The organism is Marinomonas algarum (genome assembly GCF_020532605.1).
GTDB lineage: Bacteria > Pseudomonadota > Gammaproteobacteria > Pseudomonadales > Marinomonadaceae > Marinomonas > Marinomonas algarum.
In genome coordinates, this window is the sequence record NZ_JAJATW010000010.1 from 111,783 (window position 1) to 124,177 (window position 12,395).

Annotated in this window: 12 protein-coding genes; 5 read left to right on the forward strand and 7 right to left on the reverse strand. The window is 45.4% G+C overall.

What is annotated here, in order from left to right; genetic code table 11:
* Nucleotides 1-27 precede the first annotated feature (27 nt).
* From LG368_RS08385 to LG368_RS08410, 6 genes are all read right to left on the reverse strand, one after another.
* Nucleotides 28-441 carry an acyl-CoA thioesterase gene (locus LG368_RS08385; RefSeq protein WP_226754281.1) on the reverse strand — a complete coding sequence of 138 codons (414 nt, stop codon included), beginning with the start codon at nt 439-441 and terminating at the stop codon, nt 28-30.
* Nucleotides 442-480: 39 nt separating this feature from the next.
* Nucleotides 481-1,491, reverse strand: coding sequence for a GGDEF domain-containing protein (locus tag LG368_RS08390; RefSeq protein WP_226754282.1), 1,011 nt, complete (start codon nt 1,489-1,491; stop codon nt 481-483).
* A gap of 116 nt (nt 1,492-1,607) precedes the next feature.
* Nucleotides 1,608-1,952 (reverse strand): stress response translation initiation inhibitor YciH, encoded by a 345-nt coding sequence (yciH, locus tag LG368_RS08395; protein WP_226754283.1) that lies wholly within the window; start codon nt 1,950-1,952, stop codon nt 1,608-1,610.
* 81 nt (nt 1,953-2,033) lie between these two features.
* Nucleotides 2,034-2,762, reverse strand: a complete 729-nt coding sequence (locus tag LG368_RS08400) for a pseudouridine synthase (protein WP_226754284.1) — start codon at nt 2,760-2,762, stop codon at nt 2,034-2,036.
* On the reverse strand, nt 2,759-3,715 hold the full coding sequence (locus LG368_RS08405; protein WP_226754285.1) for a D-2-hydroxyacid dehydrogenase: 957 nt from the start codon (nt 3,713-3,715) through the stop codon (nt 2,759-2,761). Before LG368_RS08405 ends, LG368_RS08400 begins: the two co-directional genes overlap by 4 nt.
* A gap of 20 nt (nt 3,716-3,735) precedes the next feature.
* Nucleotides 3,736-4,365 carry an arylesterase gene (locus LG368_RS08410; protein WP_226754286.1) on the reverse strand — a complete coding sequence of 210 codons (630 nt, stop codon included), beginning with the start codon at nt 4,363-4,365 and terminating at the stop codon, nt 3,736-3,738.
* A 25-nt stretch (nt 4,366-4,390) separates the two neighbouring features.
* On the opposite strand from LG368_RS08410, the gene LG368_RS08415 reads away from it, so the two are divergent.
* Genes LG368_RS08415 through LG368_RS08425 form a run of 3 tightly spaced genes read left to right on the forward strand, consistent with a single transcriptional unit; the run spans nt 4,391 to nt 9,928 of the window.
* Nucleotides 4,391-5,074: an ABC transporter ATP-binding protein gene (locus LG368_RS08415; protein ID WP_226754287.1), complete on the forward strand. Its 684-nt coding sequence runs from the start codon at nt 4,391-4,393 to the stop codon at nt 5,072-5,074.
* On the forward strand, nt 5,071-7,533 hold the full coding sequence (locus LG368_RS08420; protein WP_226754288.1) for an ABC transporter permease: 2,463 nt from the start codon (nt 5,071-5,073) through the stop codon (nt 7,531-7,533). Before LG368_RS08415 ends, LG368_RS08420 begins: the two co-directional genes overlap by 4 nt.
* Before the next feature lie 7 nt (nt 7,534-7,540).
* Nucleotides 7,541-9,928, forward strand: a complete 2,388-nt coding sequence (locus LG368_RS08425; protein WP_226754289.1) for a DNA polymerase II — start codon at nt 7,541-7,543, stop codon at nt 9,926-9,928.
* Between the two features lie 22 nt (nt 9,929-9,950).
* Here LG368_RS08425 and LG368_RS08430 read toward each other — a convergent pair whose 3' ends face one another.
* The gene (locus LG368_RS08430; RefSeq protein ID WP_226754290.1) at nt 9,951-10,727 is read right to left on the reverse strand and encodes a TatD family hydrolase; all 777 of its coding nucleotides are present in this window, start codon (nt 10,725-10,727) and stop codon (nt 9,951-9,953) included.
* Between the two features lie 114 nt (nt 10,728-10,841).
* Between LG368_RS08430 and LG368_RS08435 the strand changes: the two genes are divergently transcribed.
* Nucleotides 10,842-11,786, forward strand: coding sequence for a chemotaxis protein CheV (locus LG368_RS08435; RefSeq protein WP_226754291.1), 945 nt, complete (start codon nt 10,842-10,844; stop codon nt 11,784-11,786).
* An 85-nt stretch (nt 11,787-11,871) separates the two neighbouring features.
* On the forward strand, nt 11,872-12,273 hold the full coding sequence (locus LG368_RS08440; RefSeq protein WP_226754292.1) for a hypothetical protein: 402 nt from the start codon (nt 11,872-11,874) through the stop codon (nt 12,271-12,273).
* Nucleotides 12,274-12,395: the final 122 nt, after the last annotated feature.

Consider the following 12,395-nt stretch of genomic DNA (forward strand, 5'->3'; position numbering starts at 1 on the left):
AAGGAAGCGGGCGGTGTAAAAAGGGGACTAGCGCGCTTTTAATAGCTGCTCGGCTTGTTTGAATACCACAGGTCGACCTTCTGCTGTCGTTGAGGTAACGGTCATTTTTGCGGTCAACATTAACTGGTCGTCGTGTGACCGTAATATACGCTGACAAAATACGAATTTTAGACGAGAACTGCGCTCTACATGCGTCTGTATGTAGAATTTATCATCGTTTTTGAGAGATTTTTTATAATCAAGTTCTGCTTTGATAAGAACAAGATGAATACCGTCATGGGTTACATCGGCAAAATTTAACCCACACGATCGAATGTACTGATGACGTGCGTGTTCAAGGTAATTCTGATACACCGCATTATTTACGATGCTTTGTATGTCACATTCATAATCGCGCACTTCAAAATCCGTTCTATGGTAACCGTGCTTTGCTTCCGTCATAGTAATGCCTTAATAAACGATAGGGTGTCACTTTGTTCGTTATTCATGATGAGCAATCTGATTTTTACCCGAGCGTTTTGCATAGGTAAGATAGTGCTCAGCTCTTTCAATCAAAGCTTTTGGGGTTTCATCACCTAAAAGCGTTGCCACCCCCACCGAAGCGGTTACGGAGCGAAGCAAAACCTTGGTGTTTTTATAGCGAATTTTCTGGGTAGAGATGCTTTCGCGTATGGTTTCGGCAAGGCGTGATGCTTCAGCCAGCTCTGTTTCATTGAGTAAAACACCAAAACGTCCGCCATCAATGCGCGCTACCGCAGCATTTTCAGGCAATAAGCTGAGTAACAGTTTCGCCATGAAACGAATAAGACCGTCGCCTGCTTTTATATCGTATTCGCGATTTATGTCACCAAGGTTATCGATATCAATCAATAGTACCGAAAGATCATCTTCAGCATGCGGTAACTTTTTATACAGTGCTTTTTCAAAGCCTTTGTTATTGAGCAATAACGTTAAATCGTCTCGCTCATTAGATTTTCGGAGTTGATTAAGCTCTGAACGCAGTGCTGTTAGCTCAGCTTGGGCGTCGCTTAGTGTCTGATCGAAATGACTGATCGCTTGATTGGCTTTAAAGGCACTGTTTTCTAAAAAACCAGCCAGTTTTTCAAGTTGTTTGCTGTCTGTTGTAAATTTAAGTGCCTTTTTTGCGGTTTCAAGATTCTTATTAAATGTCGACAGCTCTGTAGAAATGTGTGTGGCGTCAGTGGTGAGCGTTTCTGTCAGAGTCTGTAAAGTCTTTTCATGCCGTGGTGCTTGTTGAAACTGATCTGGCAATAAAAATTCATTGAAGAGTTCTTTGGAGACAAAGTCAGGAAGATTGCCAAAACGACGCAATGCTCGATCAATGACTTTATTGAGTCTAGGGTTGGTATTGGAAACATACTCATACCACAACCCGTAGTTTGAGGGTGTAGGAGGAACCTCTAACTTTTCCATAAGAGGAAGAGCGGTCTGCATCAGCTCGTTGGCTTGTTCCGTGCTCTGTTGAAACATGAGAACCTCTGTCTCTAAAGCTAACAATCAAGATGCCCCATAGCATTTTTAAATAGCCAGCTTTGTATCTAGAAAAATAACAAGAATATAGTCGTGTACACAAGCGCTAAGCGCCTCTAACCACCAGATAGTTTGCTGGTAAAACCTTCTTTTTCAAGTAGGACTTTTACTTTTTGACGATTGTCACCTTGAATTTCAATGTTGCCTTCTTTAACTGCGCCCCCCGTACCACACTGAGCTTTAAGTTTCTTGCCTAACACCTTTAACGCGTCTTCTGTGATGGGCAGACCGGTTATCAAGGTGACGCCTTTGCCTTTGCGGCCTTTTGTTTCAAGCGATATGCGTACTTTACCGTCGCCGACAAGGGTCGTTTTACGGCACTGGCAATCATCAATAGGCGCTTCGCATTCAGAGCATAACCGCCCTTGATCCGTAGAGTAAACGAGGTTTCGTTTTTTCATAGTTTTCTCTCATCGTTGTAGCCTGATTCTTTCGTCAGGATTCTAACATTTCCTTTTTATAGAGGAAGGTCTATTTTTGAGTTATGTAGTCCGAAAAGGAGCCAGGTAGGTCAGTAAATTTTGTATGTCTTCACTTAATTTAGCATCAATGGACAAAAGTTCTTCTGTAATAGGGTGGTGAAAGCGCAGTTGAGAGGCATGTAACATTAAACGTACTTCATCAGGCCATAATGTTCTGGCAACCTTGTTAATATGACGGCAACCGTAACAGGTATCACCCACTAATGGGTTAAGTAAGTGTTTGAAATGACGTCGGATTTGATGTTTTCTGCCCTGTTTAGGGCAGACTTCAACCCAACTTAAGCGCATTTTATCATAGCGACTTACCGGCACAGGCAGTTCAAATTGTTGCAGACATTGAAAATGCGTCACGGCCTCACGTTCGGTACCTTCTATTTTAAAACGTGAGCGACCTTTTTGCTCATTGAGTTTGGCAAGCGGATAATCAATCGTACCGTTGTCTTCACAAAAGCCTCTGGTTAAACAATGATAGGTTTTCTGTGTTGAACCATCACTAAATTGCTCAGCAAGCTGTCTTGCTGCTTCTGGGGTAAAAGCCATGACAAGCACCCCAGATGTCCCTCTATCGAGGCGATGAACTGGAAAAACCCATTGCCCCGTTTGATCTCTCAGCTGTTGGACAACGGCGTCTTCTTCCTCTTTTGCTAAGTGTGTACGATGCACCAATAAGCCTGATGGCTTGTTAACCGCCACTAGATGTTCATCTTGATACAGTATTTCAAGTGTCATGGTTGAGTGTCAGCCTGTCCAGCGCTTGCGAACGCTGCAATTTTGTCTATCGCTATGTCAATGAGCGTTTGCATTGCTTCGTCGCTCGCCCAGGCAATATGTGGGGTTAGTAGAAAATTGGGGCAGTGCGTTAATGTCTGAAGAGGGTGATTTAACGGCATAGGTTCTTGGGTGGCAACATCAAAAGCCGCACCAGCAATATGACCGCCTTTAAGAGCATTGACCAGGGCAGATTCGTCAACAAGACCGCCACGGCTCATATTGAGGAGCAAACAACTCGGCTTCATCATAGAAAATTCCGCCTGGCCAATCAGGTTTTCTGTGTCTGCATTAAGAGGACAATGCAGACTGACGATGTCAGCTTGTTGTATGGCATCATGAAAAGACACGTAACCTGATCGCACAGTCTGAGCCTGTTTGCGTTCGACAAACAAAACCTCCATACCAAAAGCACGAGCAATGGTGGCGACTTTTTGACCTAATGCACCACCGCCTATCAGCGCTATAGTGCTGCCTGATAAGTCTTTAATTGGATGGTCAATAAAGCAAAAATATTCAGCCTCTGCCCATTTTCCTGCCTTTATGTCTTCTAGATAGTGGATAAGGTTTCGACGCAATGCCAGCAACATGGCAAAAGTATGCTCTGGAACACTAATACCAGAATAGCCTGCCACATTACTGACTTTTATACTCATTGCTTCGCAGGCATCAAGGTCAACGTTATTTGTTCCGGTTGCCATCACCTGTATGAATTTGACGGATTTAGCGTGATGTAAGGACTCGGCATTGAGTATGGCTTTGTTGACCATCACAATGTCGGCGTCTTTGATGCGTTCGATGACTTGTTCAGGGGTCGTTGTGTTGTCATATTCAACGTACTCATCAATATAAGCAGGCAGGGTAATATCAATGTGTTTTGGAAATGACCCTCTGTCTAAAAAAACCGCTTTCATTTATCTTTCCTTATTTTTCTTTATGAAGTGCTATCTAATAAAGGCATTAAGTATGGCAGAATATTTTCTAATACAACGGGCTGGCCGGCTTTGTTGGGGTGCAAGCCATCGTTCTGCATAAGATCCGGCTCTAGTGCCACGTTTTCTAACATAAAAGGCAAATAAGCGAGGTTATATTTGCTGGCAATGTCTTGGTATAAATTAAAAAACATTTGTGTGTAACGTTTGCCATAGTTTTGTGGAATCTGGTTACCTATTAACAGCACAGTGGCGCCAATATCGTGGGCTTGTTCCACCATACTGCTAAGGTTGGCGGTGGTCTGATCGAGTGGATAGCCTCGTAAAGCATCATTAGCACCGAGTTCCAGAATGACCCAACGAGGCTGATGGGATGTTAACAGCGCATTAAAACGAGATAAGCCGCCTTGCGTTGTTTCGCCACTGACGCTGGCATTAACAACTCGGATATCGGGATGAGATTGCGAAAGTTGTGTTGCTAGCAAGCTTACCCAGCCGTCTTGTTGTCGTAAATTGTATGCCGCGCTTAAGCTGTCACCCATGACTAATAATGTTGACGCTGATGCGAACGAACTCATAAAGAGCAGCGTAATCAGTAAGTACAGTTGCTTTATTCGTCTTTTTAAAAACATATTAACCCTTTTAGAGTGATTTATTATGGCCAGAAAAACCGCGATCAAAGTAGCTAATTTAACCCATACCGTCACGTCAAATACAGGGGATTTAACCATATTGAAGGGAATTAATATGGAAATTCTAGAAAGTGAGTCTGTCGCTATTGTCGGGTCTTCTGGATCGGGTAAGTCCACTTTACTGGGGCTGTTGGCAGGACTGGACGTGAACACATCCGGCGATATCCACCTTTACGATGAACACTTTTCTTCCCAAACTGAGGAAACTCGTGCCTTGATTCGGGGTCAATACGTCGGTTTTGTTTTTCAATCCTTTCACCTTTTGCCCAGCTTACAAGCCATAGAAAATGTCATGCTTCCTGCTGAGTTGAAGGGCGATAAACAGGCACGACAAAAAGCGGAAGTATTACTCGAAAAGGTCGGTTTGTCGCATCGTTTGACCCATTACCCTAATCAATTGTCAGGGGGGGAGCAGCAACGTGTGGCCATTGCTCGGGCGTTTGCATCCAATCCTAAGATTCTTTTTGCCGATGAGCCGACAGGCAATCTTGACGAAGAAAATGGCAAATTAATTGTCGAATTGTTGTTTGATCTTAATCGATCTCAAGGCACAACCTTGGTCATGGTGACCCATGACAATGGCTTAGCAAAAATGTGTGATCGCCAGTTAGTGATGTCTTCAGGCCAATTAACGGAACAAAGCTTATGAGTTTTACATTTCGATTAATGCTTAGGGACATTCGAAGCGGCGATTTGCTGACACTGTTGCTGGCTTTGGTGATTTCAGTCGGCACGGTAACGTCTATTGGTCTGTTTATTGATCGTTTGCAACTGTCATTTGAACAGGAGTCCGCCAACTTATTGGCCGCTGATCGCTTAGTGCGTTCGGACGACGCCATTGATACGAGCTGGATTGAACAGGCTTCAAAACAAGATTTGCAATTTGCTGAACGGACGTCTTTCACCACCATGATGTTCGCAAATAACGCTTTGCAACTGTCTCAATTGAGCGCAGTGACCGATGATTACCCGCTAAAAGGCGCCTATTTAGTGGATGAAGCCCTGTTTGGTACAGGGCAAGCATTTACTGGCACACCGGAGCCGGGGACGGTTTGGGTGTCTTCTCGCTTAGCAAGTCTGTTGAACATTACCCTTGGGGATGCCGTAGAAGTCGGTGATGTTACATTAACGGTCAGTAAGTTTTTGGTGCGCGATCCAGGTTCAACCACGTCGTCCTTTGCTATTTCGCCAAGAGCGGTCATGAACATGGCAGATCTGGCGGCAACTAATGTCATCATTCCGGGCAGTCGGGTGCGTTACTCTTTGCTTTTAGCGGGTGATCGTGAAAATTTAACCCAGTATGAAGAATGGCTTTTACCACAATTACAAGAAGGTCAGCGCTGGCGGACACCGACCCAAAAGGGAGATCGTATTGGCGATACCATTGGGCGTGCAGAATCTTTTTTATTACTGGCCGGGACGTTAGCGGTTGTGATGTCAGGGGTGGCCATGGCTTTGGCATCGGCACGTTTTGTTAAACGTCATCTAATGCAGGTTGCAATTCTGAAAACATTAGGCGCGACCCCCGCTTTGCTGGGCAAGGTGTTTCTGCAACAACTTGTGGCGTTATTTATTGTCGGCGCTCTGGTAGGGTTGGGCACTGGCTGGTTAATACAGGAAGCCATTGCGTCTTTATTGTCGAGTTTGATGTCGACCGCGTTACCGGCGCCTTCTGTGTCGAGTTTATGGCTCGGCACGGCCACCGGTTTGATTTCAATGTTGGTTTTTTGCCTGCCCTTGATGTCTCACTTAATCAAAATCTCACCGTTGTCCGTTTTGCAGCCTAACGCAAAAATCGAGTTTAATGGTGTGGTGATTTACATCATTGGTTTTATCGGTATGTACGCTTTGATGTGTTTGTATACCAAAGGGTTTTTATTGCCCAGTATTATGACCATTGCGATCGCCGGTATTGCCTTGTTAGTTGCTAGTATTGGCTGGATCGCCTTTAAACTCGGTCGTTCTTTAACATCAGGCGCCACCAGCGGCTGGCAAATTGGACTGGCGTCTTTATACCGACGTTTGGTGCCTAATCTCTTTCAACTGCTTGTGTTTACTTTGATTATTATGCTGACCTTGATCTTGGTCGGGGTTAAGTCGAGCTTAATTGCTGACTGGCAACAGCAATTGCCTGAGGACGCACCCAATCATTATTTGTTTAATGTGCAAGCGAATCAAATTGAATCCATCAATGAGAAAACTCAAGCGCTGGGTGTGGAACAATCTGATTGGTTTCCTATGGTTCGTGGCCGTGTGGTGGTCGCGAACGATGTCACGATCGAATCCATGTACCCAGACGGCCGTGGTGAACCTGAGCTGTATGATCGGGAGCTTAATCTCACTTGGTCAGACAGTATCGGTGAAGGCAATGAGCTGGTTGAAGGGGATTTTTCTGCTGAGGGGTTGTCGGTAGAACAACGAGCCGCGACAGAAGCTGGTCTTGAAATGGGTGATGTATTAACGCTGAACATTGGCGGTAACCGAGTAACTTTGCCCATTACCTCTATTCGTAAAGTGGATTGGGGGTCTATGCAACCTAACTTCTACCTGATTTTACCGAAAAGTGTTCTGGAGGATTATCCAGCCAACTTCGTCAGTAGCTGGTATGTCAGTGACAGCAATGCTCAGAACTTTTACCAAACCATGGCCAACTTTCCAACTGTGTCGATCTTAAATGTGGGCGATGTACTGGAGCAGGTGCAAACCATTATTGGTCAATTATCAAAAGCCATTCAGCTGGTGTTGCTCTGTATTCTCAGTGCGGGGGCGTTGGTTCTGCTTGCCAGTGTGCGTTCGACGCTGGAAGAGCGTCTTGAAGAAGGGGCCTTGCTGCGAGTATTAGGCGCTAGAGGGGCTTTGGTGCGTCAGGCGTTGTTGGTAGAGTTTGGTGCTTTAGGGTTTTTTGCGGGGCTCATTGCGGCGGTTGGTGCAGAAGCTTGTCTGTATGGTCTACAGGTATTTGTGTTCAAGGCGGAGGCCAATTTCCATCCGCTATTATGGTTGCTCGGCCCTGGGATTGGTGTGATGGTGATTACTACCATTGGATTGGTGGCCAGTCGAACGGTGCTAAAAGTACCGCCCATGCTCCTGCTAAGGGATCTCTCATAGGTTTTTCATGTTTGTAGAAAAACACGGGTATCTTGTGACTCGCCATGTGCGTGATGTAAATGGGCAGATTGAGATGAGCCTGTTTATAAAAACGCCAGAAGGTACCGTCAAAGTTTTACCTGATCGACAATTGAGCGTGTTCTTTAGTAATGCGCCGCTGAGCTTTTTCTATTCTTGTGATAGGACGGTGCCAATAAAGGGCGTGTCCTGGGCGGAGTGCGCTTATCGTTCATTTCAGCATGAGCCTGTGGTGATGGTGCAAAGTCATAGCCTAATGTTGCACCAGCAAATGGTTAAATTTGTGAAGTCTGCAGGCTACTCGGTGTTTGAAGAAGACATTAAAGCGTCTAACCGTTATCTGATGGAGCGTCATATTCGTGGTTCAGTGCGTTTTATTGGTGAGCCGGATGCCAGTCAGCAGACGTTTCGCCAAGCACGTTTAATTGCCGGTGATTGGCAGCCTGAGTGGCGGGTGTGGTCGTTGGATATAGAGACCTCTGTGTCTACCAATACTTTGTTATCAATTGGTGTTGTGGCACGCGATCAGCGTGTTGTTTTTGTTGTGTCCTCATCTTCCCATACGTTGTTTGATGCCTCGACGACCGTTGTGTGCTATCCCGATGAAAAGAGTTTACTGCTGGCATTTATGAATTACGTGAAGCAGTATTCACCTGATATTTTCATCGGCTGGAACTTGATTGGCTTTGATTTGCACTTTATTGATCAACGTTGCCAATCATTGGGTCTACGCCCCGCTTTTGGCGTCGGCGGAGAGAGTTGGACCATTCGTTCTTCGGAGAATCAGGGCAAATATTTTGCCACGATTCCTGGAAGAGTCGCGTTAGATGGCATTACTCTCTTAAAAGTGGGCGGTTATCATTTTGAGTCTTACAGTCTGAATAACGTCAGTAAAGAGATTCTTAATGAGGGGAAGCTGTTACAGGGTAGTGAACGTTGGCAGGAGATTGAACGTCTTCATCAGGAGGATTTACCTGCTTTTGTTGCTTATAACCTGCAAGACTGTGACTTGGTATTGCGGATCTTTGACAAGTTAAAACTCATCGAGCTACAACAAACGCGTGTTGATTTAACGGGGATCCCACTAGAGCAAACAGGGGGAGCGGTTGCAGCGTTTGAAAATCAATACCTTCCTCGCCTTCACAAAGCAGGCTGGGTGGCGCCAGCATGGCGTGATGAAGATTTTGTTGCCAGCCCTGGTGGCTTTGTTATGTCGTCACGCCCTGGGCTCTATAAAAATGTGTTGGTGTTCGATTTTAAAAGTTTGTACCCCAGTATTATTCGCACTTTTTACATTGACCCCTTGGCAAGAATCGTTGCTGAAGATGTATCTTCTCATACGGCTTCTCAGGTGTTTTCGTCGAATACCAGTGATTTGGTTCCTGGTTTTCTAGGAGCCAATTTTGCTCGACATCAGGCGATTTTACCTGAGCTTGTCACCGAGCTTGCTAATGCCAGAGAAGCGGCAAAGCGCGAGGGCAACAGCATTCTTAGTTATGCCATCAAAATCATTATGAACTCTTTTTATGGTGTTTTAGGCTCCAATGTCTGTCGCTTCTATCATGCCGAGTTGGCCAGCTCCATCACCATGCGCGGTCATGAATTATTAGAGCGAACGAAATGTTGGATGGAAGAGAAGGGGGCTCAGGTGATTTATGGGGATACCGATTCTCTGTTTGTTCGTTTACCAGATGACCCAATTAAAACACCTGAACAACAGGGTAATAACTTACGCGATGATATAAATCGTCGTTTATCGCAATGGTGTCGTGACTATGCAGGGCTAGATTCGCAGCTAGAGTTGGAGTTTGAACGTATTTATGAGCGCTTTTTTATGCCAACGATTAGAGGAACAGACGAGGGCAGTAAAAAGCGTTACGCAGGTAAATCCAAGGGGAAACTGGTGTTTAAAGGGCTAGAGGCGGCACGAACAGATTGGACGCCATTGGCTAGGCAGTTCCAACGCACCTTGTTTGAGAAGGTCTTTAACGATGAAAATCCCATTGGCTTCATACAAGACACGATTGATCAGCTTCGAGCAGGAGCGTTCGATAACCAGTTGGTTTACAGCAAGCAACTTAGTCGTCCTTTGTCTGCTTACACGAAAAATAAACCCCCTCATGTCCGTGCGGCAGCCATGATTGATCAAAGGCGTGCCGAACAAGGGTTGCCACTCGAATACAACAAAGGCCGACAGCGTGTTTCTTACCTTTACCAGTCGAGGGGCGTGGTGCCGTTTGAAAGTGATGAAGATCTGGTTGATCTCGACTATGAGCATTATATTGAAAAACAGCTCGAACCCATTGCTGAAAGTGTTTTGCCGTTTTTCAACACCAACATGACCAATCTGTTATCGCAACAATTCTCGCTTTTGTAAGGCAAAAGCGAGGCGAGTAGTGCTAAACCTTGATACCAAAGATACGCTGAGTGTTGGTGGTAGTGGCCGTATCCAACGCCTCTATTGATATATTTTTGAGCCTAGCCACTTCCGCTGCCACATGGGGCAGATACTTAGGATGATTCTTTTTTGGGCGAGGACGAATGGTACGCGGCAACAAATAAGGCGCATCCGTTTCCAGCAATAAACGATCTAGAGGAATGTGCGGTATGGCCTTTTGCAGTTCTTCGCCTCGACGCTCATCACAGACCCAACCAGTGATGCCGATAGACAACCCCAATGACAAATAGGCTTCTAACTCTGCTCGACTGCCAGTAAAACAATGAATGACGGATGATTGCGCCAGCGCCGGATGTTTTTTGAGCGTGTTTATCATCTCTTGATGTGCGTCTCTTTCATGCAAGTACAAGGGCAATGCATGCTGCTCTGCTAATTCAATTTGCTGGTAAAAGGCGATTCGCTGTGCTTCTGGTGAGGAGTAATTCCGGTTAAAATCCAGCCCCGTTTCTCCAACGGCAACCGGTCGAGCGTGTTGAATGAGTTGGTGATATTCCTCTTGGCTTTGTGTCTGCCATGTTTTTGCTTGATGAGGGTGACAGCCTAGGGTGTTCCATACAGTCGGGTAAGCTTGGCTCAAGGCTTGCGCCTGCTGACTCTCTTCAAAGTCTGATGCGATACAAATCATGCCGTGCACGCCTTCGCGAGACATGGCGTCTAAGGTACCTTGAACGTCTTCTAAAAAAATCTTATGGTTAATGTTTACACCAATGTCGATCATGACTTTATTCTATCCTTTTTTAGTTAACGCAAAAAAATACTGTAACCGCTAACTGAATACAATATCATGGTGTCATTGAATAAACGCCTTAATTAGAAATGTTTGGAGTAGAATATGGCTGGCATGTTAGACGCTGTAGACCAAAGGACCCAGCTGGTCGGTGAAAACCGCTTAGAGCTGTTGATGTTCCAATTGGGCGGCATGCAGATGTTTGCAATAAACGTCTTTAAAGTACAAGAAGTAGTGAAGCTCCCTAAACTAAGTTATATGCCACATCGACACAACTCAGTGGCGGGGGTCACGCACTTTCGTGGTCGAACGATTCCTGTTATTGATTTGTCTGAAGCCATTGGCATGCGACCGATTGATCGTACCAAGCAGTGCAACCTTATTGTGACGGAATACAACAATACTGTTCAAGGCTTCATGGTGGGTGACGTAGATCGTATTATCAACATGTATTGGAATGAAATCCTACCGCCTCCAGACGGTGCCGGACGTCAGCATTATTTAACCGCGATTACCCGTGTCAATGAACGCATTGTGGAAATTATCGATGTTGAAAAAGTGCTGGCTGAAATTTCTCCCTATGACAGCCGTGTCAGTGACGATGTGATTGATAATGATCTGCTTCAACACGCTGCAGGCCTAGAAGTATTGGTTGTCGATGATTCGTCTGTCGGTCTTGGACAATGTCGTTCTACGTTGGACTACATGGGCATTAAGGTGCATGAGGCAACGGACGGCAAACGCGGTCTTGAAAAACTTAAGAAGTGGGCCGCTGATGGCGAAGACGTTCCGAAGAAACTTTTGATGATGATCACGGATGCAGAAATGCCAGAGATGGACGGTTATCGCCTAACGCGTGAAGTGCGTGAAGACCCCCGCTTAAAAGACTTGTATATCGTGCTGCATACTTCTTTGAGTGGTAGTTTCAATAAGGCCATGGTTCAGAAGGTGGGTTGTGATGATTTCTTATCTAAATTCCAGCCTGATAAATTGGCCTCATTGATTCAAGATCGCATTCGTAGCGTTATTGATCAATCTGAATCATCTTAAAAGTAAGCAAGAGCACGAACAGTGACACTAAGCTGTTCGTGCTCTTTAAACAGCGGATTTTCGTTTTTTTCAGATCGCCCTTTTTATGTTGGACATCGAACTTCTTTTACTTCTGATGACGGTCGGCTGTCTCACCGGTGCGCTTAGTGCTCTGATACGAACGCCGCCCGAACTGATCGCCATTCCTTCACTGGTGTTTTTCCTGCCTCTTTTGGGTTTATCTATAGACGATACCCTAGTGCCGATTGTGGCGACCTGTATTGTCGCTTTTATTCCTGTATGTCTTTATCGTTGGGTATCCGCCATGCAAAAGCAGACTGTGGATATGGATCAACTAACAAAGTCTGCATCAGGGGTCGCAATGGGAGCGGTGATTGGCGCACAATTGTTGTCTTTTTCACCTGTCTGGCTGTTTTATGTTGGCTTTACTGGTATGTCACTCTTCGCTTCTATTGATCTACTTAGGGCTTTTTTTACTAAAATCTGAATCAGTGACTTTGTCAGCGGGTACCGCGCAGCTGCGCAAAAGCGGCATCGCTCTTTAAGAATACGACCTCATCCCGAGTTTTATCGCCTTGTATAGCTCTGTTGATCTGATTTCCGACTATG

Excerpts from the sequence above, each read along its gene's own strand:
- LG368_RS08385 (WP_226754281.1), bottom strand. The coding sequence starts at position 441 with ATGACGGAAGCAAAGCACGGTTACCATAGAACGGATTTTGAAGTGCGC.
- LG368_RS08390 (WP_226754282.1), bottom strand. The coding sequence starts at position 1,491 with ATGTTTCAACAGAGCACGGAACAAGCCAACGAGCTGATGCAGACCGCT.
- yciH (WP_226754283.1), bottom strand. The coding sequence starts at position 1,952 with ATGAAAAAACGAAACCTCGTTTACTCTACGGATCAAGGGCGGTTATGC.
- LG368_RS08400 (WP_226754284.1), bottom strand. The coding sequence starts at position 2,762 with ATGACACTTGAAATACTGTATCAAGATGAACATCTAGTGGCGGTTAAC.
- LG368_RS08405 (WP_226754285.1), bottom strand. The coding sequence starts at position 3,715 with ATGAAAGCGGTTTTTTTAGACAGAGGGTCATTTCCAAAACACATTGAT.
- LG368_RS08410 (WP_226754286.1), bottom strand. The coding sequence starts at position 4,365 with ATGTTTTTAAAAAGACGAATAAAGCAACTGTACTTACTGATTACGCTG.
- LG368_RS08415 (WP_226754287.1), top strand. The coding sequence starts at position 4,391 with ATGGCCAGAAAAACCGCGATCAAAGTAGCTAATTTAACCCATACCGTC.
- LG368_RS08420 (WP_226754288.1), top strand. The coding sequence starts at position 5,071 with ATGAGTTTTACATTTCGATTAATGCTTAGGGACATTCGAAGCGGCGAT.
- LG368_RS08425 (WP_226754289.1), top strand. The coding sequence starts at position 7,541 with ATGTTTGTAGAAAAACACGGGTATCTTGTGACTCGCCATGTGCGTGAT.
- LG368_RS08430 (WP_226754290.1), bottom strand. The coding sequence starts at position 10,727 with ATGATCGACATTGGTGTAAACATTAACCATAAGATTTTTTTAGAAGAC.
- LG368_RS08435 (WP_226754291.1), top strand. The coding sequence starts at position 10,842 with ATGGCTGGCATGTTAGACGCTGTAGACCAAAGGACCCAGCTGGTCGGT.
- LG368_RS08440 (WP_226754292.1), top strand. The coding sequence starts at position 11,872 with ATGTTGGACATCGAACTTCTTTTACTTCTGATGACGGTCGGCTGTCTC.